The following is a 26,187-nucleotide window of genomic DNA, read 5'->3' as shown; positions in this document are numbered from 1 at the left end:
GCCCGGCGCTGCTGTCGGGTGGCGAGGGTGCCAACGCCCCGCGCGGTCCGGGCGTTCCTGGCGCGTCAACGGCGGCGCAGCGCGTCGTGCGCCAGGACGGCGTGCACGCCCCACGTCTCGTTCGCGACCTGGGTGATGCGCAGGTCGACGGTCGGGCTGGCCAGCGCGAGCGCCGTCGAGCGCCCGACGCCGAGGTCGGCCGCGATCCACGTGACCATCGCGTCGAGCGCGTCCTCCGTGGCCGCGTTGAGGTCGGTGCCGAAGCCGAAGGTGATCCGCTCCGACGGGGTCGTCGCGTGCACGCCCGGCACCGGGGGCTCGCGCACGAGGTCGACCCGCAGCCGGGTCGTCATGCCGCACTCGAGGGCGGTGCCGCCGACCTCGCCGTCGCCCTGGGCCGCGTGCCCGTCGCCCAGGCACAGCAGCGCGCCGGGCACCTGCACGGGCAGGTGCAGGGTGCTGCCGGCGACGAGCGCGCGGCAGTCCACGTTCCCCCCGGTCCCCGGGCGCGGGGGGACGGTGGAGTGCCGGCCCGGCTCGGCGGGGGTCGTGCCGACCACCCCGAGGAAGGGCGCGGTGTCCACGAGGAGGCCGAACTGGTTGCGGGCGGTCCCCGCGTCCGCGTCGACGTCCCACAGCAGCCACACCTCCTCGGTGGTGGCGAGCCGGCGGTTCAGCGGGGTGTCGCGGGCCCCGGCCACCGTCCAGCCCCAGTCGTCCGGGCGCAGCGAGAGCAGCTGCACCGCGACGACGTCACCGGGCTGCGCCCCGCGCACGGCGACCGGGCCCGCGAGGCAGTGCCCGCCGGCGGCCGGCAGGAGGCGCTCGGCGCGCTGGCCCGGGAACTCCTGCCGCCGGACGTGACCCGCCGCGTCCAGCGTGCGGACGAGGAGCTCGTCGCCCGGGTCCACCGTGAGGACCGGGGCCAGGCCGGGGTCGAAGGCGTCGGTCACGAGGTCGCGGGCGGGCTCCAGGCGGTGCAGCGTCACGGGCCCTAGTCTCGCCCTCACACCCCCGTCGACGAGGAGCACCCATGGCCATCACGTCCCTGCTCGAGCTGACCCTCAAGCCCGAGGCCGTCGCCGACGCCCCGCGGGTGATCGCGGAGACCCTCGTCGCGACGCGGGCCTTCGACGGGTTCCTCGGGGTCGACGTGCTGGTCGACGCGACCGACCCCACGCACGTCGTGCTGGTCGAGACGTGGGAGTCGCTGGAGCACGACTCGGCCTACCGCGTGTGGCGCTCGACCCCCGACGGGGCGTCGCAGCTCGGGAGCGTGCTGGCCTCGCCGCCGGTCCTGACGAAGCTCACCCCGCTCGAGGGGTTCTGAGCCGGTGAAGGTCCTCTCGATCCAGTCGGCCGTCGCGCACGGCCACGTCGGCAACTCGGCGGCGACGTTCCCCCTGCAGCGCATGGGCGTCGAAGTGGTCCCCGTCCACACCGTGAACTTCTCCAACCACACGGGCTACGGCGCGTGGCGCGGGCCCGTCATGTCCGCGGAGGACGTCGCCGCCGTCATCACCGGCGTGGAGGAGCGGGGGGTGTTCCCGACGATCGACGTCGTGCTGTCCGGGTACCAGGGGGGCACCGGCATCGGTGACGTGATCGTCGACGCGGTCCGCCGCGTCAAGGCCGCCAACCCCGCGGCCGTGTACGTGTGCGACCCCGTCATGGGCAACGCCCGGTCCGGGTGCTTCGTGGCGCCGGAGATCCCCGCGCTGCTGCGCGACCGCGTGGTGCCCGTCGCGGACGTCATCTGCCCCAACCAGTTCGAGCTCGGCTACCTCACGGGCACGGAGCCGACGACGCTCGAGTCCACGCTCGCCGCGGCCGACCTGGCCCGCGCCGCGGGCCCCTCGACCGTGCTCGTGACCAGCGTCGAGCGCCCCGACCGCGAGGAGGGCACGATCGAGACGGCCGTCGTCGACGCGACCGGCGCGTGGCTCCTGGCCACCCCGCTGCTGCCCTTCAAGGCCAACGGCTCCGGCGACGTCACCGCGGCGCTGTTCGCCGCGCACCTGCGCCGCACGGGCGACGCCGCGACCGCGCTCGAGCACACCGTCTCCAGCGTCTTCGACCTCCTCGCGGCGACGCTCGCCTCGGGGGAGCGCGAGATGCGCATCGTCGAGGCGCAGGACGTCTTCGCGCACCCCCGCCTGCAGTTCCGGGCGGAGCGCGTCCGCTAGGAGGTGGCGGCGCCTCGGCGCCGCCGCAGCTCCTGCGTCAGCGCCGGGACGACCTCGGTGAGGTCGCCGACGATCCCGTAGTCGGCGAACTCGAAGATCGGGGCGTCCGGGTCCTCGTTGACGGCGACGACGGTGACGGCGGCGTCCATGCCCCCGCGGTGGTGGACCGCCCCCGACACGCCGGCGCCGATGTAGAGGCGCGGGCTGATGGTCACGCCCGTCTGCCCGACCTGCGCCTCGTGGCCGATCCAGCCCTCGTCGGTCGCGACGCGGGTGGCGCCCACGGCACCGCCGAGGACGTCGGCGAGCTCCTCCAGCGGCGCGAAGTCCCCGTTCGTCCCGCGACCGCCGACGACGACGACCTCGGCGTCGGCCAGGGACGGGCGGTCCGACGCCGGCCGCGGCTCGCGCCCGGTGACCTCGACCGCGCGGGCCGCGGGGCCCGCCTCGACGACGAGCGGGTCCGCGGCCGCGGCGGCCACGGGGGCCTCGACGGGCAGGGCCTGCGTGGAGTGGGGCTTGACGGTGACGACCGCGACGTCGCCCGTCACGGCGCACCGGCTGGACCAGGACCCGGCCAGCACCTCCTTGCCCGCCACGACGCGGCCGTCGGCGTCCGCGACGACGCTCGTCGCGCCCGTCACCACGCCGCCGTGCGCCAGCACGGCCAGCCGGGCCGCGACCTCGCGGTCCTCGAAGGTGGAGCCCAGCAGCAGCAGCCGCGCGGGGGCGGCCTCGAGCGCGGCCAGGAGGCCGTCGACGACGGTCGCGGTCAGGTGCGGGTCCGCGCCCGTCACGCGCACGGGCAGGACGCTGACGGCGCCGAAGCGGCCCAGCAGCTCGCGCGCCGCGGCGTCGGGGGCGGCGCCGTCGTCGAGCCAGACGGCGCGCACGTCGTCGCCCAGCGAGCGGGCCAGCGTGAGCAGCTCCGTCGCCGTCGGGTGCACGCGGGCGCCCTCGTGGTCGACCAGGACGAGGACCGTGTCCGTCACGCGAAGCCCTTCTGCGCCAGGTAGTCCGCGAGCGCCACGGCCGCCGAGCCGTCGTCGGTGACGACGACCCGGTCGGGGCGCTCGGGGCGGGGGGCGGTGTGCAGCACGCGCGTCGTGGACCCGTCGAGGCCCACGGTCGCGGGGTCGACGCCCAGCGCCGCCAGGTCCAGGACGCGCACGGGGGCCTTGCGCGCCGCCAGGATGCCAGTGAACGCGGGGAAGCGGGCCCGGAACGCCTGGTCGGTGACCGACAGGACGACGGGCAGCGCGGCCCGCAGCGTCTCCGTGGCCGCGGACGTCTCGCGGCGCACCACGACGGTGCGCGCGGCCGGATCCACGTCGACGCGGTCGGCGAGCGTGAGCTGCGGCCAGCCCAGCACGGCGGCCAGGGCCGCCGGCACCAGGGAGGTCAGGCCGTCGAGCGCCGCCATGCCGGCCACGACGACGTCCACGGGCGCCTCCTCGTGCAGCGTCGCGACGGCCGCGCCGAGCACGCGGGCGGTCGCGATCGCGTCCGAGCCGGCCACCGCGTCGTCCCGCACGTGCACGGCCGTGGTCGCGCCCATGGCCAGGCCGCGGCGCAGCGCCTCGACCGCGGACGCGGGCCCCACGGTGAGCACGACGACGTCGTGCGGGTCCTCCCCGTGCGCGGGCGGGTGCGCCTCGACGAGCCGGAGCCCGGCCTCGAGGGCGTCCTCGTCCAGCTCGTTGAGGGTGTCGTCGTCACCGCCTCGGCGCAGCAGCCCGTCCTCGCGGAAGGTGCGCTCGGACTGGATGTCCGGGACGTGCTTGACGCAGACGACGACGCGCACTCAGGCCCCGCCCCCGCCGACGCTCGCGTCGTGCGCGGCCGCGATGGCCTCGCGGGAGTAGCGGACCATGTCCTCGCGGGAGACGACCTTGATGCGCTCGCGGCCGTGCGGCGCGCCCAGCAGGCGCTCGTAGGCGTCGAGCACCTCCCACTCGGTCCAGGTCAGCACGTCGACGTCGCGGCCGCGCAGGAAGTCCACCACCGCGTCGGGGTCGGGGTCGGTGGCGCTCCGCTGCGCGCCCTCGGCGGTCACGTCCTCGACCAGGTGGCGGATCGTCTCGGTGGCGTCGGACTTGGTGTGCCCGATGAGCCCGACGGGCCCGCGCTTGATCCAGCCCGTCGCGTAGACCCCGGCCAGGTGCTCGCCCTCGGGCGTCAGGACGCGGCCCTCCTGGTTGGGGATGACGCCCGCGAGGTCGTCGAAGGGCAGCCCGGGCAGCGGGGAGCCGAAGTAGCCCACGGCGCGGTAGACGGCCTGGACGTCCCAGTCGTGCACCTCGCCCGTGCCCTCCACGGTGCCGTCGCCCGTGAGGCGGGTCCGCTCGGTGCGCAGGCCGGTCACCCGGCCGTCCGCGCCCACGACCTCCTTGGGCGCGTGCAGGAAGTGCAGGTGCAGGCGGCGCGAGGCGGTGCCGTCGCCCTCCTTCAGCGTCCAGTCCGTGAGGGTCTTCACGACCTGCTTCGTCTGGTTCGACCCCTGGATCGCGGCCATCGAGCCCTCGTCGAACTCGAAGTCCTCGGGGTGCACGATCACGTCGACGTCGCGCACGTGCCCGAGCTCGCGCAGCTCCAGCGGCGAGAACTTCACCTGCGCGGGGCCCCGGCGGGCGAAGACGTGCACGTCGGTCGCCTTCGAGGCGCGCAGGCCGTCGTAGACGTTCTGCGGGATCTCGGTGGGCAGCAGGTCGTCGGCGTGCTTGACGAGCATGCGGGCCACGTCGAGCGCGACGTTGCCCGCGCCGAGGACCGCGATGCTCGTCGCGTCCAGGGGCCACTCGCGGGGGTGGTCGGGGTGCCCGTCGTACCAGGAGACGAAGTCGGCGGCGCCGAAGCAGCCCTCCAGGTCCACGCCCGGCAGCGGCAGCGGGGCGTCGCGGATCGCGCCCGTGGAGAAGATCACCGCGTCGTAGAAGCGGCGGACGTCCTCGAGCGTGAGGTCGGTGCCGTAGTCGACGTTGCTGAGCAGCCGGATGTCCCCGCGCGAGAGCACCTTCTGCAGGGCCACGACGATCTGCTTGATGCGGGGGTGGTCCGGGGCGACGCCGTAGCGCACGAGGCCGAAGGGGGCGGGGAGCCGCTCGAACAGGTCGATCGACACGTCGACGTCGGCCTTGGACAGGATGTCCGCCGCGTAGATCCCGGCCGGGCCGGCCCCGACGACGGCGACGCGGAGGGGCCGCTGCGGGCTCGCGGAGGGCTGCGTGCTCACGGGGTGTCGGGAACCTCTCGTCTCGCGTCGTGACCTGCGCGCCGGAGCGGTCGCGGAGATCGGGGTGAGCCAAGCCTAACGCCGCCCGGGCGCGCGGCCCGTCGGGTGAGAGGCAGCTCTCGTGGCGCGCGCCGCGGCTGCGACGATGCGGGGGTGGAACAGCGCCGGGGACTCGTGGCCGGTGCGATCGCCTACGGCATCTGGGGCGTCTTCCCCTTCTACTTCCACGCGCTCGCGCCGGCCCCGGCCGTCGAGGTGCTGGCCCACCGCATCCTGTGGGCGCTGCTGGTGTGCCTGGTGCTGCTCACCGCGCTGCGCCGCTGGGGCGCCGTGGCGGCCGTGCTGCGCAGCCCCCGCCAGCGCGGGCTGCTGGCCGTCGCCGCCGTCGTCATCGCCGTGAACTGGGGCGTCTACGTGCACGGCGTCGCCTCGGGGCACGTCCTCGAGGCCTCGCTGGGCTACTTCGTCAACCCGCTCGTGACCGTCCTGCTCGGGGTCGTCGTGCTGCGCGAGCGGTTGCGGCGCCTGCAGTGGGTCGCGGTCGCGGTGGGCACGGTGGCCGTGACCGTCATCACGGTGGACCTGGGCCGGCCGCCGTGGATCGCACTGCTCCTCGCGGCCTCGTTCGCCACCTACGGGCTGATGAAGAACCGGCTGGGCCAGGTCGCCGGGGCCGACGGCAAGGGCGTGGACGCCATCACGAGCCTGTCGGTGGAGACCCTGCTGCTCGGCGTCCCCGCCGCCGCCGCCGTGGCCGTCCTCACGGCGACCGGCGGCAGCACCTTCACGACCGAGGGGCCCGGGCACACGCTGCTGCTCGCGCTGACGGGCGTCACGACGGTCGTCCCGCTCGTCCTCTTCGCGGTCGCCGCCAGCCGCGTGCCGCTCAGCACCATCGGGCTGCTGCAGTACCTGACCCCGGTGCTGCAGTTCGGCTGCGCGCTCGTGCTCGGCGAGCGGATGGCCGCGTCGCAGTGGGCGGGGTTCGCCCTGGTCTGGGTCGCGCTGCTGCTGCTGTCGACCGACGCGCTGCGCGGCCGCCGCCGGCCCGTGCCCGTCCCCGCCTGATCCGCGACGGGCCCGCTGCCTGACCGTCACCTGGGAGTTGCCGGTGGATGCCGCCGGATCCCGGTCCCGGCTGAGGAAACGGGCGCACTCTGCTGTGCGTGCTCCCTCCCCTGCTCGCCGGCCGCGCCCGGCGCGAGCGGACCCGCCGGGCCGCCGCCGTCCTCGTCGGGGTCGTCGCGGTCCTCGGACTGGTCTCCGCCCTCACCCCGCCCCTGCGGGACCGCTTCGGCCCCCTGCTCGAGGTCCTGCCGCTCGGGGTGCCCCTGGGCGCCCGCACGGTCCTGGTCCCGGTCTCGGTGGCCCTGCTGCCGCTCGCCGCGGGACTGCGCCGCGGGCTCCGCCTCGCGTGGGCGGTCACCGTGGCGCTCCTGCTCACCTCCGCCGTGCTGCACCTGCTCAAGGGCGTCGACGGCGAGGAGGCGCTGCTCGACCTCGGCGTCGCCACGTGGCTCGCGACCCGCGTGCGCGCCTTCCCCGTGCTGCCCTCGGCGGCCCGGGCGCGCCGCGCCGGCCGGGTCCTCGTCGCCGGGTTCCTGACGACCCTCCTGGTCTCGGCCGCGCTCGTCGTCGGCGTGGGGGCGGAGCGCCACCCCGGCGAGACCGTCCGCGCCGTCGTCGAGCGCCTCGTGGGCGACCGCCGGTCGCCGCTGCCGCACCTGCACGGCCGGGGCGGGTCGCTCGTGGACCCGCTGCTCAGCCCGACCCTGCTGATCCTGGGCCTCAGCCTGCTGGTCCTGCTGCTGGCCGTCCTGCTCGGCCCGCGCGCCGCGGTCCGCCTCTCCGCCGCGGAGCGCAGGACCGAGCGCGAGCGCGCCCGCGAGGTCGTCGCCCGCTGGGGCGGCGGCACGCTGGACTACTTCGCCCTGCGCGACGACAAGGACTTCTTCTTCGCCGAGGACGGCGTCGTCGCGCACAGCGTGCGCAACGGCGTGTGCCTCGTCTCCCCCGACCCCATCGGCCCGCCCGACCGGCGCGGCGCGCTGCTCACCGAGTTCCTCGGGCACGTCGAGCGGCACGGCTGGTCGGTGGCCGTCGTCGGCGCGGGCACCGAGTGGCTGCCGCTGTACGAGGCGACGGGCCTGCGGCCCGTGTACCTGGGTGACGAGGCCGTCCTGGACTGCCAGTCGTTCTCGCTGCAGGGCAAGGCGATGAAGAGCCTGCGCGGCGCCGTCAACCGCGTGCAGAAGGCCGGCGTCACGGTGACGTTCCACGACGGCCCGTCCCTCACCGACGCCGAGCGGGCCGACCTGGAGGGGCTCAGCGGGGACAGCCGCCGCGGCGAGGCCGAGCGCGGGTACTCCATGACGCTCTCGCGGATGTTCGACCCGGCCGACACGGGCGTCCTGGTGAGCGTCGCGCGCTTCGCCGACGGGCGGGCCGCGGGGTTCGTGCAGTGGGTCCCGGCGGCCGCCGTGGACGGCTACTCCCTCGACGTCATGCGCCGCTCCACGGCCGAGGACGTGCCCAACGGCCTCACCGACCTGCTCATCGTCGCCACCGCGCAGCACCTCGCCGAGCGGGGCATGCGGGGCCTCGGGCTGAACTTCGCCGTGCTGCGCGAGGTCGTCGCGGGCGAGCGCGAGGGCCGCGGCGCCGACCTGGGACGCCGTGCGCTGCACGCCCTCTCGCACAGCGCCCAGATCGAGTCGCTGTGGCGGTTCAACGCCAAGTACGACCCGCAGTGGGTGCCGCGCTACGTGGTCCTGGACTCGGTGGAGTTCTCGGCGGCCCAGGGCCTGACCATCGCCGGGGCCGAGGGGCTCGCGGACCTGCCCGTCGTCGGCCGCTTCCTCGGGGCGCGCACCGCCGCGACGGCGCGGTGAGCACCGCGCTGGCCGCGGCCGTGCTCGCCGCCGTCGGCTACGCCGCCGGGTCGGTCCTGCAGGCGGTCGGCGTGCGCGGCGGCGCCTCGCCCCGCGACCTGCTGCGCTCCCCGGCCTACCTCGCGGGCCTCGGGGCGGACGGCGTCTCCTGGCTGCTGTCCCTGCTGGCGCTGCGGCGCCTGCCCGCCTTCGCGGTGCAGGCGCTGCTCGCGGGGTCGCTCGCGCTGACCGTCGTGCTCGCCCGGGTCCTCCTGCGGGCCGTGCTGCGCCGCCGCGACGTCGTGGCGGTGCTCGCGATGGTCGCGGCGCTCGCCGTCGTGGGGGGCGCGGGCAGCGAGCAGGCGGCCCCGCGCGCCGGTGGCGCCGCGGTCGCCGCCCTCGCGGGTGGGGCGGTGCTGCTGGGGGTGGCGGCGCCGCTGCTGCGCCGGGCCCCGTCCGCGGCCCTCGCGGTCCTGGCCGGGCTCGCCTACTCCGTCGCGGCGCTGGCCGCGCGCGCCGTCGACCTGCACGGCGGCCTCACCGCGCTGGTGACGCGGCCGCTGACCTGGACCGTCCTGGTCGCCGGGGCCGTGGGCACCTGGGCGTACGCGGCGGCCCTGGAGCGCGGGTCGGTCGGGGCGGCCACGGCCCTGCTGTGGGCCGTGGAGGTCGTCGTCCCCGCGGTGCTCGGCGCCCTGCTCCTGGGCGACGGCGTCCGGAAGGGCTGGCTGGCCGCGGCCGTCGTCGCGGTCGTCGCGGTCCTCGGCGCCGCACTCGTCCTGGCCGGCGCCCCCGCCGCGGTGCTCGCCGAGGCGCCGGCCGGCCGCGAACGCGGGACCGCCCGGGCGGGGCGGAGGTGAGCCCCGAGGTGCTCCGCGAGCTCGCGCCGGGCAGCGGGTGGTTCGACTCCTGGCCGCTGGCGGCCGGCGCGTGCGCCCTCGCGGCGGGCCTGCTGGCCGTCCTCGTCGTGCGGCGCCGGTGGTGGCGACGGCTGCTCGCCCCTGCGCTGCTCGCGACCGTCCTCGCCGCCGCGACCGTGGCCAACGCGCTCTCGGCGTACGTGCCGACGCCGCAGGCGCTGGGCTTCCTCGTCACGGGCCGCGTCGGCACCGCCGGCGGGGTCGTGCAGACGGTGCGGATCGGGTCGCCCGCGCTGCGCGTCCCGCCCAGCACCACCTACGTCTACCTGCCCCCGGGGTACCGCGCGGGGGGCGCGCGCCGCTACCCCGTGGCCTACCTGCTGCACGGCTCGCCGGGCCGGTCGACGGACTGGTTCGCGGCCGGCGACGCGGCGGACACCCTCGACGTCCTCATCCGCCACCACCTGGTGCCGCCGATGATCGTCGTGGCCCCCGACACCAACGGCGGCGGGCTGCGCGACACCGAGTGCCTCGACGACCCGCACGGCGGCCCGCAGGTCGAGCGGTACCTCACGACCGTCGTCGTGCCCTACGTCGACGCGCACTTCCGCACCGACGCCCGGCCGGCCGCGCGCATCATCGGTGGCATGTCGGCGGGCGGGTACTGCGCGCTCGACCAGGGGCTGCGGCACCGCGACCTGTTCGGGCCGGTCCTGGCGATCGAGCCGTACGGCGACCCCGGCCCGGACTGGCGGCGGGAGCTGACGGCGGCCGAGTTCGCCGCCGTCTCGCCGTCGCACTACCTGCCGACGATCGCCGTCCCGGCGCCGGTGCCGGTGTTCCTCGACATCGGCACCGACGCGGTCGCCGCGGAGCAGGCCGACACCGACCACGTCGAGGCGGAGCTGCGGGCGCGGGGCTGGCCCGTGCTGCGGCGCGACGAGGCCGGTCAGGGTCACACCTGGAACACCGCGCGGATCGCCCTGCCCTACGGCCTGGTGTTCGCGGCCCGCTTCCTCCCGTCGTCCTGACGGGCACCGGCGCGCACGACGTCGACGGCCTCGAGCACGAGCCACGCCGACAGCGCGCACACCTGCACGCGCTGGGCGTTCCCGCCGCCGCCGTTGCCGCCCGCGGCGAACGTGAGCACCTCCCAGACCCCCGTCGCCACGGTGAGCGCCGCGGCGAGGAGCGTCAGCAGCGCGTGCGGCCGCGGCAGCCGCTCGCGGTGGCACCAGGCGAGGACCACGACCCCGCCCAGCGCCCCCGCCGTCCCGGCGACGCTGACGCCGTCGTGCAGCAGGGCCGAGGCCGACACCGGCACGAGGGCGGACACGAGCGTGCCGACGCCGAAGGCCAGCAGCGCCGCGGCGCGCAGCCGGCGGGCCCGGACGGCGCTGCGCAGCAGCGGGACGGCGAGCACGGCCGAACCCAGCCCGGCCACCGCGTCGCCCAGCCGGAACCACCCGGCGCCCGGCTGACCCGCCGCCGACAGGTCGCTGATGACGTCGCGCCCGAGGTCCAGCGGCGAGCCCAGCGGCCCCGCCAGCAGGAAGTTGGCGTTCGCGACGGCCGCCACGACCGCGACCGCGAGGACGCCCGTCCCCGCGGCGCGCGACCTCACGAGCGCAGGACCTCGGCCAGGTCGAAGGAGACCGGCCGCTCCAGCTGGTCGTAGCGGCACGAGGCCGCCTCCCGGTCGGGGCGCCAGCGCACGAACTGCGTCGTGTGCCGGAACCGCGCCCCCTCCATGTAGTCGTAGCGCACCTCGACGACCCGCTCGGGCCGCAGCGGCACGAACGACAGGTCCTTGCCCGCGTTCCACCGGCTGGTCTCGGACTTGCGCGGCGTGCGCTCGCCGTCGGCCTGCTTCGCCCAGGCCCACGGGTGGTCGTCGAACGTCGTCACGAGGGGCTGCAGCTCCGCGAGCAGCTCCCGGCGGCGCGCCATGGTGAACGAGCCCGCCACCCCCACGGAGACCAGGACCCCGCGCTCGTCGTGCAACCCCAGCAGCAGCGACCCCAGCGCGTCCGGCCCGGACTTGTGCACGCGGTACCCGGCCACGACGCAGTCGGCCGTGCGCTCGTGCTTGACCTTCGTCATGACCCGCTTGTCCGGCAGGTAGCGCAGGTCCAGCGCCTTCGCGACGAGGCCGTCCAGACCCGCCCCCTCGAACTGCTCGAACCAGCGCTGCGCGACGTCGGCGTCGCGCGTCGCGGGGGTCACGTGCACCCCGGGCGCGGCGCCCGCGAGCGCCTCCTCGAGCAGGGCGCGCCGTTGCGTCAGCGGCCGCGACGTGAGGTCCTCGTCGCCCAGGGCCAGCAGGTCGAACGCCACGAAGCTCGCGGGCGTCTGCTGCGACAGCGTCGTCACGCGGCTCGCGGCGGGGTGGATGCGCTGCTGCAGCGCCTCGAAGTCGAGGGTGTTCCGGTCGGTGTCGGCGATGACGATCTCGCCGTCGACGACGCTGCGCTCCGGGAGGTTCGCGAGCACGAGCTCGACGACCTCCGGGAAGTAGCGCGTCAGGGGCTTCTCGTTGCGGCTGCCGATCTCGACGTCGTCGCCGTCGCGGAACACGATCGAGCGGAAGCCGTCCCACTTGGGTTCGTAGTGCTGCCCCGCGGGGATCCCCGCGGCCGGCTTGGCCAGCATCGGGGCGACGGGCGGCATCACGGGGAGGTCCACGGGCTCATCATGCCCTCGGGCCCGTAGTCTCCGCGTCAGGCGAGAGGGGAACCGCATGGCCAAGCCACCGGCTGAGGAGATCGACGTCGACGGGGTGCCCGTGCGGCTGACCAGCCCCGACAAGGTCTACTACCCGGGCCTCGGCGAGCGCGGCACCAAGCGCGCGGTCGTGGAGCACTACCGCCTCGTGGCCCCGGCGCTGCTCGAGGCCGTGCGCGACCGCCCCACGTACCTGCAGCGGTTCCCCGACGGCATCGAGGGCGAGGAGGTGTACCAGAAGCGGGTTCCCGCGCACGCCCCCGACCACGTCGCCACCGTGCGGGTGCAGTTCCCCTCGGGCCGCAGCGCCGACGCCCTGAAGCCCGAGGCCGCGCCCGCCCTCGTCTGGGCCGCGCAGCAGGCCACCATCACGTTCCACCCGTGGCACTGCACGGCCCCCGACGTCGAGCACCCGGACGAACTGCGGATCGACCTCGACCCGCAGCCGGGCACGGGTTTCCCCGAGGCCGCGGCGGTCGCCCTCGACGTGCTGCGGCCCTACCTCGACGAACTCGGCTGGGACGCGGCCGTGAAGACGTCCGGGGGCCGCGGCCTGCACGTGTTCGTCTCGATCGAACCCCGCTGGACGTTCACCGAGGTGCGCCGCGCCGCGATCGCCCTCGCCCGTGAGGTCGAGCGCCGCGCGGGTGGCCGCGTGACCACCGCGTGGTGGAAGGAGGAGCGCGGCCGGCAGGTCTTCGTCGACTACAACCAGAACGCGCGCGACCGGACCATCGCGAGCGCCTACTCGCTGCGCCGCACCGCCCGCGCGACCGTGTCGGCGCCGCTGACGTGGGAGGAGCTCGCCGCGGGGGCCGACCCCGACGACTTCACCCTGCTGACGTTCGCGGACCGGTACGCGGCCCTCGGCGACCTGTGGGCCGGCCGCCGGGCCCGGGTGCACTCCCTCGACGCCCTGCTGGAGCTCGCCGACCGCGACGAGGCGGGCGGCCTCGGGGACCTGCCGTACCCGCCGAACTACCCGAAGATGCCCGGCGAGCCGAAGCGCGTGCAGCCCTCGCGGGCCCGCTCGGACACCTGAGCGCGGGCAGCCCCCGGGCCCTCCTGGTCACGATCTAGAAGTGCGCCTCAAGCGGCGGGCGGGGACGCCGATGAGCACAGTGCACCGGCACTCGCCGGCCCGCCCCGCTCGACCCCGAGGACACCTCCCCATGACGAACTCCCACGGCTGGTTCGCCGACCGGCGCGTCGGCACCAAGATCCTGTCGTCCGTGGGGGTCCTGGCGGCCGTCTCGGCCGCCGTGGGCGTCCTGTCCGTGAGCGCGCTGTCGAGCGTCGCCGAGCAGACCGCGCAGGTGCGCGAGCGCAACGTCGTCGGGCTGACCGCCCTGGGCCGGGTGCACCAGGAGGAGATCAAGACCCGCATGCTCGTGGCGCAGCACGCCGCGGCGCCGGACACCGAGGGCAAGGCCGAGCTGCGGGGCAAGATCGCCGACAGCGACGCCGAGCTCGACGACTGGGCCGCGACGTACGAGGCCACGGGGGTGGCCGACCCGGTGCAGTGGAAGGCGTTCGTCGACGGCTGGGCGCAGTGGCGCTCGATCCGCGACGCGCAGCTGCTGCCGCTGTCCGACGCCCGCGACGCGGTCGCGTGGGCCGCCGCCAGCAACGACGTCGCGCAGCCCGTCATCAGCGTCCTCGCCGACGCGCTCGACCTGGCCGAGGCCGCCGAGGACGCCGAGGCCGCCGCGACCGTGGCCGCCGCGCGCGCCACGGCGGACGAGGCCCGCACGGCCGTGGTCGTCGCCCTGCTGGTGGGCCTGACCCTCGCCCTGGCCCTGGCGGTGCGGGCGACGCGCCTCATCGTGCGCCCGCTCGGCGCCGTGTCCGCCTCGCTCGAGGCGATGGCCGCGGGTGACCTCACGGTCTCCCCCGGCAGCCACGGCCGCGACGAGGTCGGCCGGATGGCCGACGCCCTGACCCGCGCCCAGCAGGGCGTGCGCGAGACGGTCACGGCCGTCGTCTCCTCGGCGACCTCGCTGGCCGCGGCGTCCAGCCAGCTGTCGTCGAGCTCCGAGCGCATCGCGGGCGCCGCGGGCGACACCGCGCAGGCCGCGCAGACCGCGGCGGACGTCGCGGGCCGGGTCTCCGCGAGCGTCGGGACCGTCGCCGCCGGCGCGGACGAGATGCAGGCCGCGATCCGGGAGATCTCCTCGGGCGCCGCGGACGCCACCACGGTCGCCGCGCGCGCCGCGGGGCTGGCCGAGCAGACGAGCGTCACCGTCGCGCGCCTGGGCCAGTCGTCCCTGCAGATCGGCGACGTCGTGAAGACCATCACCGCGATCGCCGAGCAGACCAACCTGCTCGCGCTGAACGCCACCATCGAGGCGGCCCGTGCGGGTGACGCGGGCAAGGGGTTCGCGGTCGTCGCCGGCGAGGTCAAGGAGCTCTCGGCCCAGACCGCGCGCGCCACCGAGGACATCGTCGCCCGCGTCAGCTCCATCCAGGGCGACACCGGGGACGCCGTGCGCGCCATCGCCGGCATCAGCGAGGTCATCGGCGACATCAACTCCTTCCAGACGACCATCGCCTCCGCGGTGGAGGAGCAGAGCGCCACGACCGCCGAGATGAGCCGCAACGTGGGCGAGGCCGCCACCGGCACGTCCGACATCGCCGCGGGCATCCAGCACATCGCGGGCGCGGCGGCCGCGACCCGGCAGGGCGTCGACGACACCCGCGCCGCGACCGAGGAGCTGTCCCGGATGGCGGGCGAGCTGACGACGCTGGTGAGCCGCTTCCGGGTCTGAGGTCGCACCGCGTCCTGCGGGGTCGCACCCGGGTCGCGGTGGCGCAGCGGTGTTGTAGCGTCGCCGCGACGCACCCGAGGACGAGGGGACCCCCGTGGCACGCAGGCTCGAACCGCCCTTCCGCGCCGACCACGTGGGGAGCCTGCTGCGACCCGCGGCGCTCCTCGAGGCGCGCGAGCAGGCCGCCCGCGGGGAGCTGGACGCGGCCGGTCTGCGGGCCGCGGAGGACGTCGCGGTGCGCGACGCCGTGGCCCTGCAGTCCGAGACCGGGCTGCAGACGGTGACCGACGGTGAGTTCCGCCGCTCCACGTGGCACATGGACTTCATCTACCGCCTGGCGGGCGTCTCCCGCGCGCAGGAGACGCTGCACGTGACCTTCCACAACGAGGCCGGCGACCTCGACTGGGCGCCCGCCGCGCTGAAGGTCGACGGGCGGATCGGCTTGCGCGAGACCATCTTCGGCGACGACTTCACGTTCCTGCGCGACGCCGCGGAGGGCACGGGGACGACGCCGAAGCTGACGATCCCCTCGCCCAGCATGGTCCACTACCGCGGCGGCCGCGCCGCGCTCGACCCGGCCGTCTACCCCGACGAGGGCGAGTTCTGGGACGACCTGAGCCGGGCCTACGCCGCGGAGCTGGCCGGGCTCGGCGAGCTGGGCTGCACGCACGTGCAGCTGGACGACACGAGCCTCGCCTACCTCAACGACCCCGCGCAGCGCGAGGCCCTGCAGGGGCAGGGCCGCGACGCCGCCCACCAGCACGAGCGCTACGTCCGCCAGATGAACGCGGCCATCGCCGACCGTCCCGCGTCGATGCGGGTCACGACCCACCTGTGCCGCGGGAACTTCCGCTCCTCGTGGGTCGCCTCGGGCGGGTACGACTTCGTCGCCGAGGTGCTGTTCGGCGAACTCGCGGTCGACGGGTACTTCCTGGAGTTCGACGACGAGCGCAGCGGCGGGTTCGAGCCCCTGCGGTTCGTGCCGCCGGGCAAGACCGTCGTGCTGGGCCTCGTGACGACCAAGCGCGGTGCGCTGGAGGACAAGGACGCGCTCAAGCGGCGGATCGACGAGGCCGCGCGGTACGTCCCGCTGGAGCAGCTGTGCCTGTCCCCGCAGTGCGGGTTCTCCTCCACGGTGGAGGGGAACTCCCTCACGGCCGAGGAGCAGCGCGCGAAGCTGCGGCTCGTCGTCGAGACAGCCGCCGAGGTCTGGGGCTAGGGCCCCGCCGCCGGCGTCGCGGCGCGGTGGGCGACCGCCCCGAGGCCCAGGCCGATGGCCAGGGCCGTGAGGTGGCCCACGGCCGTGAAGTCGGGGGCTGCGGCGAGCACCGCGCCGAGCCCGAGCGTCGGGACGAGCACGTACGCCCAGCGCCAGCGCCGGGGCACCCGCGCCGCGAGCATCCCGCACACCCCGGCCAGGGCGTAGCTGACGCCGACGTCGGGAGCGCGGGCCACGCTCGGGTCCAGCCGCCCGTCGGTGACCCCGGCCAGCAGCAGCGACGCCACGAACAGGGTGGCGCCGACGTGGCCGAACACCAGGGCCACGAGGGTCGGGCCGCGCCCCAGCCACCGGGTGGCCGCGGTCAGGGCCACCACGAGCGGGACGAGGATCCACAGCCCCGCCAGGTCCGGCACGACGAGCGCGCTGAGCAGCAGCACGCGCAGCGGGAAGCGCCGGAGGTTGACGAGGTTGCTGCTCGTCTCCTGCACGAAGCGGACCTGCAGGTGGTCCGGAGCGGCGTGCAGGGCGACGGCGACCGCGGCGACGACCAGCGCGTAGACCAGGGCGAGGTCGCTGCCGCGCAGCAGGGCTCCCCGCCCACCCCGCCGGACCCACGCCAGGCGTCTCACCGCCCCACTGTGCACGACCTCCCCCAGAGGCGGACCCTCAGGTGCCGCCGCGCGCACGGCGGGCCCGGCCGAGCAGCAGGGCCGCGACCGCGAGGGCGAGCCCGGCGGCGGCGACCGCGATGGCCGCCGGGCGCAGCCCCTCCACCGTCAGCAGGACCCCGAGGGCGCTGCAGGCCACGGCGAGGACGAGGCCGAGGCGCTCGGCGACGCCCGCGCCGCCGGGGCGGGGGGAGGCGCGGTGTCGGGAGGGCACCTCGCGATGCTGCCCGACGCGGGCGGCGGTGCCCCGCCGCAGCGCGTCGCGGATCACCCGGACGGGTCAACCGACGCGGTCGGCCACCGTCGCGGCGTAGGTGGCCAGCGCGTCGCGCGCGGGACGGTCGGGCAGGCCCGCGAGGTGCGTCGTCGCCCGCTCGGCCCACTCGCGGGCGGTCCGGCGGGCCTCCTCGGTCGCGGGGTGCGCGCGCAGCCCCGCCACGGCGTCGGCGAGGACGGCGTCGTCGTCGAGCCGCCCGGAGTCCAGCAGCGCGACGACCGCGGCGGCCTCCGCGTCCCCCGCGCGGGCGGCGCGGCGCGCGTAGAGCACGGGCAGCGTGGGCACGCCCTCGCGCAGGTCGGTGCCCGGGCGCTTGCCCGAGTCGTCCACCGCGCTCGTGAGGTCGAGCACGTCGTCGGCGAGCTGGAAGGCGACGCCGACGTCCTCGCCGTAGCGGACCATCGCGTCCACGACGCGGGGCTCGGCGCCCGCGAACATCGCGCCGAAGCGGCCGGCCGTGGCGATGAGCGAGGCCGTCTTGTCCGACAGCACGCCCAGGTAGTGGGCGACGGCGTCGTCGTGCAGGTCCGGGCCGACCGTCTCCCGCATCTGCCCGAGGCACAGCCGCTCGAAGGTCGCGGCCTGGATCTTCACGGCCTGCGGACCCAGGTCGGCCACGACGTTGGAGGCGCGCGCGAACAGCAGGTCGCCCGTGAGGATCGCGACGTTGTTGCCCCACTTCTGGTGCGCCGCAACGGCACCGCGCCGCGTGGGCGCCGAGTCCATGACGTCGTCGTGGTACAGGGACGCGAGGTGGGTGAGCTCGACGACGACCGCGGCGGACGTGACCTCGGGGCACGTCGGGTCGCCGAAGTGGGCGGCGATCAGGGTCAGCATCGGGCGCACGCGCTTGCCGCCCGCGAGGACGAGGTGGCGCGACGTGGCGTCGGCGAGCGGGTCGGTGTTGCCCACCGCCTCGCGCAGCCGCGCCTCCACGACGGCCAGGCCCTCGCGCAGCGACGCCTCGAGGTCGACGTCGCTCGTGGGCAGCGAGGCCGCGCTCGCGACGGCCGTCCCGCCGAGGACCCGGCCCGCCGGGGTGGAGCTGCCGCGCGCGCTCACGACGCCGGGGCCAGACGCTGCAGCGCCACGACGACGCGGTCCGTGGCGTCGCGCGAGGTCGGGTCGGCGAGGTTGGCGAGCAGCTTGACCACGAGCTTCATCAGCCCGGGCCGCGGCAGGCCGAAGCGCGTGGCGATGCGCATGACCTCGGGGTGGCCGATGAGCGAGACGAACACACGCCCCAGGGTGTAGTACCCGCCCAGGTCCGCGCGAACCGCCGCCGGGTAGCCCTGCAGCGCGCGCTCGCGGCCGCGGTCGTCGGGGGCGTCGAGCGCCGTGTCGACGGCCTGGGCCGCGAGCCGCGCCGACTGCATGGCGTAGGCGATGCCCTCGCCGTTGAACGGGTTGACCATCCCCCCGCTGTCGCCCACGAGGACGAGCCCGCGGGTGTAGTGCGGGGTGCGGTTGAACGCCATCGGCAGGGCGGCCCCGCGGATCGGCCCGACCTGGTCCTCGGGCCGGAACCGCCACTCCGGCGGCATGCCGGCGAGCCAGCGGCGAAGCAGGTCCCGGTAGTCGAGGTCGCCCGCCCCGGCCGTGGAGTCGAGGATGCCCAGGCCCACGTTGCTCGTGCCGTCGCCCACGCCGAACACCCAGCCGTACCCGGGTAGCAGGCCCCCGGCGCGGCCGCCCGGCTCGCCGTCGCGCAGCTCCAGCCAGCTCTCGAGCCAGTCGTCGTCGTGGCGGGGGCTGCGGAAGTAGGTGCGCACGGCGATGCCCAGCGGGCGGTCGTCGCGCTTGGCGAGGCCCATCGACAGCGCCAGCCGGCCGCCGACGCCGTCGGCCGCGACGACCACGGGCGCGCGGTAGGTGGTCTCCTCGCCCGCCTTGCGGCCCTTCTCGTCCACCGGGCGCGCCCGCACCCCGACGACGTGGCCGGTGCGCTCGTCGAGGACCGGGCCCGAGACCGACGTGCGCTCGCGCAGGTCCGCGCCCGCGGCCTCGGCGTGCCGGGCCAGCGCCTCGTCGAAGCGGGAGCGGGTGTGCACGAGGCCGTGACCGGGGAACTCGGCCAGGTCCGGCCACGGCACCTGCAGGCGCACGCCCCCGCCCAGCATCCGCAGGCCCTGGTTGCGCATCCAGCCGTCCTCGCGCGGCGTGGGCAGGCCCATGAGCTCGAGCTCGCGGACGGCGCGGGGCGTCAGCCCGTCGCCGCACACCTTCTCGCGCGGGAACGCGGCCTTCTCCAGCACGACGACGCGGCGCCCACCGGCAGCGAGGTAGCGGGCCGCCGTGGAGCCCGCGGGCCCGGCACCGACGACCACGACATCGGCCTCGACGTGTGGCTCGTGCACCCTCGTCCTCCGCTGCTCGGGGAGATCGTGAACGCTTTCACGAAGTACTCGCCAGTCTAGTTCGTCGGGCCGATCCGCACGCCCCGGTGCAGCGCGACGATCCCGCCCGACAGGTCGCGCCACGCGACGTCGGCCCAGCCCGCGGCGCCGATCCTCGCGGCGAGCGTGCGCTGGTCGGGCCACGCGTCGATCGAGCGCGTCAGGTACGTGTACGCGTCGCTGTGCGAGCTGACGAGCGCGGCGACGCGCGGCAGCACGCGGTGCAGGTAGAAGCGGTAGCCCTTGTGCAGCAACGTGTTCGGGGGGGTAGAGAACTCGGCGACGACCAGCCGGCCCCCCGGGCGGACGACCCGCGCCATCTCGCGCAGGGCCGCGTCGACGTCCACCACGTTGCGCAGGCCGAAGCTGATCGTCACCGCGTCGAACACCCCGTCGGCGAACGGCAGGCGGGTCGCGTCGCCCGCCACGAAGCCCAGGTCGGGGCGCCGGCGCTTGCCCGTGCGGACCATGCCGAGAGAGAAGTCACACGGGACGGTGAGCACACCGCGGTCGGCGAAGGGCTCGCTCGACGTCCCGGTGCCCGCGGCGAGGTCGAGGACCCGCTCCCCCGGGCGCGCGTCGACGGCCCGCACGACCGCCCGGCGCCACCACCGGTCCTGGCCCGCGGACAGCAGGTCGTTCGTCACGTCGTAGCGCTCGGCGACGCCGTCGAACATCGCCGACACCTCGTGCGGCTTCTTCGTCAGGTCGGCGGTCTCGCGCGCGGGGGTGCTCACTCGGCCATCCTCTCCCGGACCGCCGCGGTGATCGCCTCGAGGCGTGGCCGGACCGCGGCGCGCTCGACGCGCACCTGGACGACGCGCAGCCCGGACGGCGCGGGCGTGACCGCGGCCAGGAACTCCGCGGGCGTGCGCGCCAGCACGTGCGGCACGTGGTGCGCCGCGGCGAGCGCCGCGACGTCGGTGCCGTGCGGGGTCGCGACCACCCGCTCGAACACCGCGCGGTCGACGGCCCCGGCGTGCTCGAGGGTCTCGAAGATGCCGCCGCCGTCGTCGTCGACGAGCACGACGGTGAGGTCCGGGCGGGGTTCGGCCGGGCCCAGCACGAGGGCGCCGGCGTCGTGCAGGAACGCCAGGTCCCCGATGAGGACGCGCGCGCCGGCCTCGCCGCGGTCGGTGCGCGCGAGGGCCACGCCCGAGGCGGTGGACACCGTCCCGTCGATGCCCGCGAGCCCGCGGTTGGAGACGGCCGTGACGCCGTCGGGGAACGCCGCCAGGTCGACGTCGCGCACGGCGTTGCTGGCGGCGACGACGAGGGCCGCCCCGTCGGCCGCGCACGCGGCGCTCGTGGCCCGGGCGATCCACGGGCCGCTGAGCCGGCCCTGCGCCGCCTCCGCGTCCAGCACGGCGTCGACGGCGGCCGTGGCGCGCTTGCCGGCCTGCTGCCAGCGCGCGGCCCAGGCGTGCTCGCCCGTGGCCGGCGGCTCCTCGACGGTGGCGGCCGGCACCACGGCCGCGGCGCGGAAGCCCGCGTCGGCCCACGTGCCGCCGGGGCTGACGACGACGATGTCGACGTCGTCGCGCGCCAGCAGCCGGGTCACGGGCCGCGAGAGGGTCGGGTGCCCGTGCACGACGACGCGCTGGACGGCCGCGCCGAGCGGGCCCTCCTCGTCGACCGCGTCGAGCAGCAGCCGGTAGGGGCCGATGGCCTGCGGCCCGCCGCGCGCGCCCGAGGAGGGTTCGGCCAGCAGGGGCCAGCCCGCGCGCTCCGCGAGCGCCCGCGCGGCCACACCCACCGCCGGGTCCGGGGTGTCGCCCGCGAGCACCAGGGTGCGAGGCCCGCGGGGCAGCACGACGGGGCGGGGCGCCTCGGGCAGGGCCACGCGGGTCAGGCCCGTCTCGCCCGTGAGGGCGACGTCGTCGGCGCCCGGCACGAGCGGGTCGGCGAAGCCGACGTCGAGGTGCACGGGCCCCGGGGTCCCCCCGCGCAGGCCGCGGGCGGCGGCGACGGCGCGCGAGGCCGTCGAGCGCCAGCCCGGCGCCTGCCGCCACGGGTCCGAGGGCGCCGGCACGTCGGCGGAGAAGCGCACCGAGGGCAGGAACATCCGCGCCTGCGCGTCGGCGGTCTGGCTCGCGCCGGACCCGCGCAGCTCGTGCGGCCGGTCGGCGGACAGGACGATGAGCGGCACGCCCGCGTGGTGGGCCTCGAGGACGGCGGGGTGCAGGTTCGCGACGGCCGTCCCGCTCGTGGTGACGACGGCCACGAGGCCCGCGTCGGCGGGGGAACCGCCCCCGCGGGCGAGGCCCAGGGCGAGGAAGCCGGCGCTGCGCTCGTCGATGCGGACGTGCAGCTGCAGCCGGCCCGCGGCGTCGGCGGCCGCGGCGGCGTAGGCGAGCGGCGCGCTGCGCGAGCCGGGGCTGAGGACGAGGTGGCGCAGTCCGAGGCGGACCAGCGCGTCGACGAGGACCGTCGCCAGCGCGGTCGAGGGGTTCACCCCCAGATCTTCCCCCCGCCGGGGTGCCGGTGCCCTCCCCGATCGTGTGGCACCCTCCCCCGGGTGAGCGATGTCACTCCCCCGTCCCTCCTCGACGACGTGCTCCGGCGCAGCCGCGGCACGCTCATCGAGCGGATGGGCATCGTCGTCGTGGAGGCGTCGCCGCAGCGGATGGTCGCGACCATGCCGGTGGAGGGCAACACGCAGGTCATGGGCCTGCTGCACGGGGGCGCGAGCTGCGTGCTCGCCGAGACGCTCGGCTCGCTGGGCTCGATGCTGCACGTCTGGCCCGACGCCCAGGTGGTCGGCACCGACATCAACGCCACCCACCACCGCGCCGTCACGTCGGGGGTCGTCACCGGCACCGCCACCGCGATCACGCTGGGCCGCACCCTGTGCAGCCACGAGGTCGTCATCACCGACGAGGCCGGCCGGCGGGTCTGCACCGCGCGCATCACCAACCTCGTGCGGCCGCTGCCGCCGGGCGCCGGGGCGGGGCCTCAGGCGAGCTCGGCGTAGGCCGCGGCCAGCCGCTCGCGCCACCAGCGCTCGCGCGCGGCGGGGGCCCGGTGGCGCGCCAGGAGGTCGGCGTCGGCGTGCGCCGGCCCGACCGCGATCGCGCCGTCCACGGGCAGGAGCGGGTCGGCGCGCACGTCGGCGGCCAGCAGCGCCGCCGTGCCGAGCCCGCACGCGAACGGCAGCGCCGGCAGGGCGGCGGCCAGCGCGAGCCCGCCCGCGAGCCCGACCGAGGTGTCGAGCGCGCTGGAGACGACGGCCGGGAGCCCGCAGGCCGCGACGACGTCCAGCGCCGCCCGCACCCCCGACAGCGGCGCGACCTTGACGACGACGACGTCCGCGGCCTCCAGGCCCGCCACCCGCAGCGGGTCCTCGGCCTTGCGGATGCTCTCGTCGGCGGCGAGCAGGACGGGGGTCCCCGCGCGCGCGAGGCGGCGGCGCACCTCGGCCATCTCCTCCAGCGTCCGGCAGGGCTGCTCGGCGTACTCGAGCCCCACGACGGCCAGCTCGCTCAGGGCCCGCTCGGCCTCGTCGACGCTCCACAGGGTGTTCGCGTCGACGCGCACGCGCCCCTGCGGCCCCAGCACCTCGCGCACGGCGCGGACCCGGTCGAGGTCGTCGGCGAGCCCCTGCCCGGGTTCGGCCACCTTCACCTTCGCGGTGCGGCAACCGGGGAAGGTCGCGAGCACGTCCGCCACCGCGGTGGCGGGGACGGCGGGGACGGTCGCGTTGACCTCGACGCTGCCGCGCTGCGCCGCAGGCCATCCCACCCACGCGGCCTCGACCGCGGCGGCCAGCCAGCGCGAGGACTCCGCGGGGCCGTACTCCAGGAACGGGGAGAACTCCCCCCAGCCCGCGGGCCCGTGCAGCAGGAGCGCCTCGCGCTCGGTGATGCCGCGGAAGCGCGTGCGCAGCGGCAGGCGCACGACGTGCGCGGCGGCCAGCAGGTCCGCGAGCGGCGGCGGCTGCTCCGGGGTCGTGTCCACGGGACCAGTCTCGCCCGCGCTGCGCGGAGGCTGACAGTTCCGCTGTCCCGGAGCCGCGGTCAGGCGGTTGCGTGGCCCTCCTGGGGCTTTCGGTGCAGCGCAACTGTCAGCCCGCCCCGATCGGGGGACTTCCCGCACCCATGCCCTACCGTTCGACGACGTGTCCGCCCTCCCCGGTGTCAGCGAGACCTTCGACGCGACGGCGTGGGCGGAGGTGCCCGGGTTCGAGGACCTCACCGACGTCACCTACCACCGCTGCGTGCGCCCGGGCCCCGAGCGCGGCACGGTGCGCATCGCCTTCGACCGCCCCGAGGTGCGCAACGCGTTCCGCCCCGGCACCGTCGACGAGCTGGCCCGGACGCTGGACCACGCCCGCCGCACGCCCGACGTCGGCTGCGTCCTGCTCACCGGCAACGGGCCGAGCCCGAAGGACGGCGGCTGGGCGTTCTGCTCTGGTGGGGACCAGCGCATCCGCGGCCGCTCGGGCTACCAGTACGCCGAGGGCGAGACCGCCGACACGGTCGACGCGGCGCGCGCGAAGGCCGAGGGCGGGCGGTTGCACGTCCTCGAGGTGCAGCGGCTGATCCGGATGATGCCGAAGGTCGTCGTGGCCGTCGTCGGCGGCTGGGCCGCGGGCGGCGGGCACAGCCTGCACGTCGTCGCCGACCTGACGCTGGCGAGCGCCGAGCACGCCCGGTTCAAGCAGACCGACGCCGACGTCGGGTCCTTCGACGGGGGTTTCGGCTCCGCCTACCTCGCGCGGCAGGTGGGCCAGAAGTTCGCGCGGGAGATCTTCTTCCTGGGCCGGCCGTACACCGCGGAGCAGGCGCACGCCATGGGCATGGTCAACGAGGTCGTCCCCCACGCGGAGCTGGAAGCCGTGGCGCTGCAGTGGGCCGCGGAGATCAACGGCAAGTCCCCGACGGCGCAGCGGATGCTGAAGTTCGCGTTCAACGCCCTCGACGACGGCCTCGTGGGGCAGCAGGTCTTCGCGGGCGAGGCGACGCGACTGGCGTACATGACCGACGAGGCCGTCGAGGGCCGCGACGCGTTCCTGGAGAAGCGGGACCCGGACTGGAGCCCGTTCCCCTGGTACTTCTGACCGCCCGGGAACTCCTGACGCTCACGCCTCGGCGGGTTGCCGCACGGGCAGCACGACGCGCACGACCGTGCCCTCACCCTCCCGGCTGTCCGCGGTCACGGACCCGCCGTGGCGGTGCACGACGGCGCGCACGAACGGCAGGCCGAGACCGCTGCCCGGGACGGCGCGCGCCTGCTGGCTGCGGAACAGCTCCTCCCAGACGTGCGGCAGGTCGTCGGCGCTGATGCCGTGACCGGTGTCGGCGACCTCGACGAGGACGTCGGGCCCGCTCTCGCGCGCGCGCACCTCCACGGTCGCGCCGTCGGCGGTGTACTTCACGGCGTTGTCGACGAGGTTGACGAAGGCCAGCACCAGCAGGTCGGCGTCGCCCTGCACGCGCGGCAGCGGCCACGGGGCGCGGGGCGCGTCCAGGCGCAGCGTGCGCCCGGCCGCGCGGGGTTGCTCCCCGACGACCTCGAGCGCCTCCTCGAGCAGGGCCGTGACGTCGACGTCGGTGGTGTCCAGGCGGCTGGTCTCGACGTCGGCGATCTTCCGCAGGTCGGTGGTGAGCCGGCTCAGCCGGAGGACCTGCTCCTCGATGCTGCGCAGGCCGGCGGCCTGCTGCGGGCGGGGGTCGTCGGCGGCCAGGTTGGCCAGCGCGAGGCGGATGGCGGTCAGCGGGTTCTTCAGCTCGTGGTCCAGGCGCCCGACCAGGCGCTGCCGGTCCCCCGCGCCCTGCGCGGCGACCGCTCGCAGCGCACGCTCGCGCGCCACCCGGGCGCGGCGCCGGCGCAGCGCCCCGAGCAGGAGCACGACCGTCGCGAGGGCGCCCGCCGCGAGCACCCAGTCCCCCGGGCGCGCGGTGACCTCCGCGCCGACGCGGCTCGCACCACCGGGCAGCTCACCCGCGCGCCACAGCCCCCACAGCAGCACCCCGGCCAGGACCGGGAGCAGCGGCGGCAGCCCGCGCAGGACCCGGCGGGCCGCGCGCCCGCGCACCTCAGGCGCTCTCGACGCGGCCGGAGAACCGGTAGCCGGTGCCCAGGACGGTCGTGATGAGCTGCGGGTCGCCCGAGTCGACCTCGAGCTCGCGCCGCAGCTCCGCGACGCGGGTGTCGACGCTGCGCGTGCTGGTCTGGAACGTCCACCCCCACACCGCCTCCAGCAGCCGCTCCCGGGTCATGACCTCGTCGGGGTGGGTCATGAGGTAGGCGAGCAGGGCCGTGGCGCGCGGGGTGAGCACGACGTCGCGGCCGTCGCGCGAGACGCGCTGGGAGACCCGGTCCAGCACGACGGTCCCGCTGCGCAGCCGCGGCGACTGCCCGAGCCCACCCCCGCTGGCGGCGCCGCGCCGCAGCACCGCGCGGATGCGGGCGATGAGCTCCTGCGGGTCGAACGGCTTGTTCAGGTAGTCGTCCGCGCCCTCCTCCAGGGCCATGGCCCGCTCGCTGGACTCCCCCACCTGCGTCAGGAGGATGACGGGCGTGCTGCGCCGCTCGGCGCGCAGCGTGCGCAGGACGGCCCGGCCGTCCAGCCCCGGCATCATCACGTCGAGCACCACGAGGTCGGGCGCGTGCGCGCGGATCCCGTCCAGCGCCTGGCGGCCGTCGGAGGTCACGACCACCTCGTAGCCCGCGCGGCGCAGCAGCGGGGCGAGGTTGTCGGTGATCGCCGACTCGTCGTCGGCGAGCAGGATCGTCGGCACCTCGTCATGATGCTCCCCCGCCCGCCACCGCGAGACCGGCGCCGGCGCGTGTGACCGGACCGGGCGAGGTGTGCCGGGACCGTGACGCGGCACCGGGCCGGAGCCGCCGGTCGGCGCCGGTCGCCCTCGTAGGGTGGCCGCGTGCGCAGGGCGACGAGCGGGACGCTGCTGTCGGCCGCCGTGGCGCTCGCGCTCACCGGCTGCTCGTTCTCGGGCCGTGTCGTGACGTCGGAGCCCGCCG

The 26,187-nt window shown here is 76.4% G+C and carries 26 protein-coding genes; 11 read left to right on the top strand and 15 right to left on the bottom strand.

Translation table 11 applies throughout. The annotated features are described in order from the left end of the window. Nucleotides 1-65: 65 nt before the first annotated feature. Entirely contained in the window at nt 66-989 is a 924-nt protein-coding gene (locus GTR02_RS00530; RefSeq protein ID WP_166605520.1) for an acetamidase/formamidase family protein, read from the bottom strand. Between the two features lie 44 nt (nt 990-1,033). On the opposite strand from GTR02_RS00530, the gene GTR02_RS00525 reads away from it, so the two are divergent. Next, nucleotides 1,034-1,330 (top strand): putative quinol monooxygenase, encoded by a 297-nt coding sequence (locus GTR02_RS00525; protein WP_166605519.1) that lies wholly within the window; start codon nt 1,034-1,036, stop codon nt 1,328-1,330. A gap of 4 nt (nt 1,331-1,334) precedes the next feature. Next, nucleotides 1,335-2,186, top strand: a complete 852-nt coding sequence (gene pdxY / locus GTR02_RS00520) for a pyridoxal kinase PdxY (protein ID WP_166605518.1) — start codon at nt 1,335-1,337, stop codon at nt 2,184-2,186. Here pdxY and GTR02_RS00515 read toward each other — a convergent pair. The 3 genes from GTR02_RS00515 to GTR02_RS00505 are packed head-to-tail and all read right to left on the bottom strand — an operon-like array spanning nt 2,183 to nt 5,418. Beyond that, on the bottom strand, nt 2,183-3,178 hold the full coding sequence (locus GTR02_RS00515) for an FAD-binding protein (protein WP_166605517.1): 996 nt from the start codon (nt 3,176-3,178) through the stop codon (nt 2,183-2,185). The two genes, pdxY and GTR02_RS00515, sit on opposite strands and share 4 nt — an antisense overlap. Then, the gene (locus GTR02_RS00510) at nt 3,175-3,990 is read right to left on the bottom strand and encodes an electron transfer flavoprotein subunit beta/FixA family protein (RefSeq protein ID WP_166605516.1); all 816 of its coding nucleotides are present in this window, start codon (nt 3,988-3,990) and stop codon (nt 3,175-3,177) included. Before GTR02_RS00510 ends, GTR02_RS00515 begins: the two co-directional genes overlap by 4 nt. Further along, complete coding sequence (locus GTR02_RS00505) at nt 3,991-5,418, bottom strand: FAD-dependent oxidoreductase (protein ID WP_166605515.1); 1,428 nt, start codon at nt 5,416-5,418, stop codon at nt 3,991-3,993. Nucleotides 5,419-5,571: 153 nt separating this feature from the next. Here GTR02_RS00505 and rarD point away from each other — a divergent pair, with 153 nt between their 5' ends. The 4 genes from rarD (at nt 5,572) to GTR02_RS00485 (ending at nt 10,179) form a co-directional block, all read left to right on the top strand. Then, complete coding sequence (gene rarD, locus GTR02_RS00500; RefSeq protein WP_338073479.1) at nt 5,572-6,486, top strand: EamA family transporter RarD; 915 nt, start codon at nt 5,572-5,574, stop codon at nt 6,484-6,486. A gap of 98 nt (nt 6,487-6,584) precedes the next feature. After that, nucleotides 6,585-8,309, top strand: coding sequence for a phosphatidylglycerol lysyltransferase domain-containing protein (locus tag GTR02_RS24080; RefSeq protein WP_166605513.1), 1,725 nt, complete (start codon nt 6,585-6,587; stop codon nt 8,307-8,309). Next, the gene (locus tag GTR02_RS00490; protein ID WP_205708370.1) at nt 8,306-9,148 is read left to right on the top strand and encodes a hypothetical protein; all 843 of its coding nucleotides are present in this window, start codon (nt 8,306-8,308) and stop codon (nt 9,146-9,148) included. Before GTR02_RS24080 ends, GTR02_RS00490 begins: the two co-directional genes overlap by 4 nt. After that, on the top strand, nt 9,145-10,179 hold the full coding sequence (locus GTR02_RS00485) for an alpha/beta hydrolase-fold protein (protein WP_166605512.1): 1,035 nt from the start codon (nt 9,145-9,147) through the stop codon (nt 10,177-10,179). The genes GTR02_RS00490 and GTR02_RS00485 overlap by 4 nt, the downstream gene beginning before the upstream one ends. On the opposite strand, the gene GTR02_RS00480 is transcribed toward GTR02_RS00485, so the two are convergent. After that, nucleotides 10,137-10,772, bottom strand: a complete 636-nt coding sequence (locus tag GTR02_RS00480) for a DUF998 domain-containing protein (RefSeq protein ID WP_166605511.1) — start codon at nt 10,770-10,772, stop codon at nt 10,137-10,139. The two genes, GTR02_RS00485 and GTR02_RS00480, sit on opposite strands and share 43 nt — an antisense overlap. Beyond that, nucleotides 10,769-11,833: an ATP-dependent DNA ligase gene (locus GTR02_RS00475; protein WP_166605510.1), complete on the bottom strand. Its 1,065-nt coding sequence runs from the start codon at nt 11,831-11,833 to the stop codon at nt 10,769-10,771. The genes GTR02_RS00480 and GTR02_RS00475 overlap by 4 nt, the downstream gene beginning before the upstream one ends. Nucleotides 11,834-11,888: 55 nt before the next feature. Here GTR02_RS00475 and ligD point away from each other — a divergent pair, with 55 nt between their 5' ends. From ligD to GTR02_RS00460, 3 genes are all read left to right on the top strand, one after another. Beyond that, nucleotides 11,889-12,914 carry a non-homologous end-joining DNA ligase gene (gene ligD, locus GTR02_RS00470; protein ID WP_166605509.1) on the top strand — a complete coding sequence of 342 codons (1,026 nt, stop codon included), beginning with the start codon at nt 11,889-11,891 and terminating at the stop codon, nt 12,912-12,914. Nucleotides 12,915-13,044: 130 nt separating this feature from the next. Then, nucleotides 13,045-14,640, top strand: coding sequence for a methyl-accepting chemotaxis protein (locus tag GTR02_RS00465; RefSeq protein WP_166605508.1), 1,596 nt, complete (start codon nt 13,045-13,047; stop codon nt 14,638-14,640). A gap of 94 nt (nt 14,641-14,734) precedes the next feature. Beyond that, complete coding sequence (locus GTR02_RS00460; RefSeq protein WP_166605507.1) at nt 14,735-15,859, top strand: 5-methyltetrahydropteroyltriglutamate--homocysteine S-methyltransferase; 1,125 nt, start codon at nt 14,735-14,737, stop codon at nt 15,857-15,859. Here the strand turns inward: GTR02_RS00460 and GTR02_RS00455 are convergent. The 6 genes from GTR02_RS00455 to menD form a co-directional block, all read right to left on the bottom strand. Then, complete coding sequence (locus GTR02_RS00455; protein WP_166605506.1) at nt 15,856-16,491, bottom strand: rhomboid-like protein; 636 nt, start codon at nt 16,489-16,491, stop codon at nt 15,856-15,858. The two genes, GTR02_RS00460 and GTR02_RS00455, sit on opposite strands and share 4 nt — an antisense overlap. Nucleotides 16,492-16,528: 37 nt before the next feature. Continuing rightward, nucleotides 16,529-16,744 (bottom strand): hypothetical protein, encoded by a 216-nt coding sequence (locus GTR02_RS00450; protein ID WP_166605505.1) that lies wholly within the window; start codon nt 16,742-16,744, stop codon nt 16,529-16,531. A 66-nt stretch (nt 16,745-16,810) separates the two neighbouring features. Continuing rightward, nucleotides 16,811-17,869 (bottom strand): polyprenyl synthetase family protein, encoded by a 1,059-nt coding sequence (locus GTR02_RS00445; protein ID WP_166605504.1) that lies wholly within the window; start codon nt 17,867-17,869, stop codon nt 16,811-16,813. Continuing rightward, nucleotides 17,866-19,164 carry a geranylgeranyl reductase family protein gene (locus GTR02_RS00440; RefSeq protein WP_338073478.1) on the bottom strand — a complete coding sequence of 433 codons (1,299 nt, stop codon included), beginning with the start codon at nt 19,162-19,164 and terminating at the stop codon, nt 17,866-17,868. The genes GTR02_RS00445 and GTR02_RS00440 overlap by 4 nt, the downstream gene beginning before the upstream one ends. A gap of 56 nt (nt 19,165-19,220) precedes the next feature. Further along, nucleotides 19,221-19,940 (bottom strand): demethylmenaquinone methyltransferase, encoded by a 720-nt coding sequence (locus tag GTR02_RS00435; RefSeq protein WP_166605503.1) that lies wholly within the window; start codon nt 19,938-19,940, stop codon nt 19,221-19,223. After that, on the bottom strand, nt 19,937-21,658 hold the full coding sequence (gene menD / locus GTR02_RS00430; protein ID WP_166605502.1) for a 2-succinyl-5-enolpyruvyl-6-hydroxy-3-cyclohexene-1-carboxylic-acid synthase: 1,722 nt from the start codon (nt 21,656-21,658) through the stop codon (nt 19,937-19,939). Before menD ends, GTR02_RS00435 begins: the two co-directional genes overlap by 4 nt. A 135-nt stretch (nt 21,659-21,793) precedes the next feature. On the opposite strand from menD, the gene GTR02_RS00425 reads away from it, so the two are divergent. Continuing rightward, complete coding sequence (locus tag GTR02_RS00425) at nt 21,794-22,177, top strand: hotdog fold thioesterase (RefSeq protein ID WP_166605574.1); 384 nt, start codon at nt 21,794-21,796, stop codon at nt 22,175-22,177. Here GTR02_RS00425 and GTR02_RS00420 read toward each other — a convergent pair. Continuing rightward, the gene (locus GTR02_RS00420) at nt 22,159-23,160 is read right to left on the bottom strand and encodes an o-succinylbenzoate synthase (RefSeq protein WP_166605501.1); all 1,002 of its coding nucleotides are present in this window, start codon (nt 23,158-23,160) and stop codon (nt 22,159-22,161) included. The two genes, GTR02_RS00425 and GTR02_RS00420, sit on opposite strands and share 19 nt — an antisense overlap. 160 nt (nt 23,161-23,320) lie before the next feature. Here GTR02_RS00420 and GTR02_RS00415 point away from each other — a divergent pair, with 160 nt between their 5' ends. Beyond that, nucleotides 23,321-24,262: a 1,4-dihydroxy-2-naphthoyl-CoA synthase gene (locus GTR02_RS00415; RefSeq protein WP_166605500.1), complete on the top strand. Its 942-nt coding sequence runs from the start codon at nt 23,321-23,323 to the stop codon at nt 24,260-24,262. Nucleotides 24,263-24,283: 21 nt separating this feature from the next. Here the strand turns inward: GTR02_RS00415 and GTR02_RS00410 are convergent, their stop codons facing one another. Both GTR02_RS00410 and GTR02_RS00405 read right to left on the bottom strand, forming a co-directional pair. Then, a complete protein-coding gene (locus GTR02_RS00410; protein WP_205708368.1) occupies nt 24,284-25,240 on the bottom strand; it encodes an ATP-binding protein in 957 nt (318 codons plus the stop codon). 1 nt (nt 25,241) lies between these two features. Further along, on the bottom strand, nt 25,242-25,946 hold the full coding sequence (locus GTR02_RS00405) for a response regulator (protein WP_166605499.1): 705 nt from the start codon (nt 25,944-25,946) through the stop codon (nt 25,242-25,244). Between the last annotated feature and the right edge of the window lie 241 nt (nt 25,947-26,187).

It is taken from the genome of Kineococcus siccus, from assembly GCF_009906795.1.
GTDB classification, from domain to species: domain Bacteria; phylum Actinomycetota; class Actinomycetes; order Actinomycetales; family Kineococcaceae; genus Kineococcus; species Kineococcus siccus.
The sequence above is the reverse complement of the archived record's forward strand: the minus strand, read 5'-3'. Positions and strand labels throughout refer to the sequence as shown.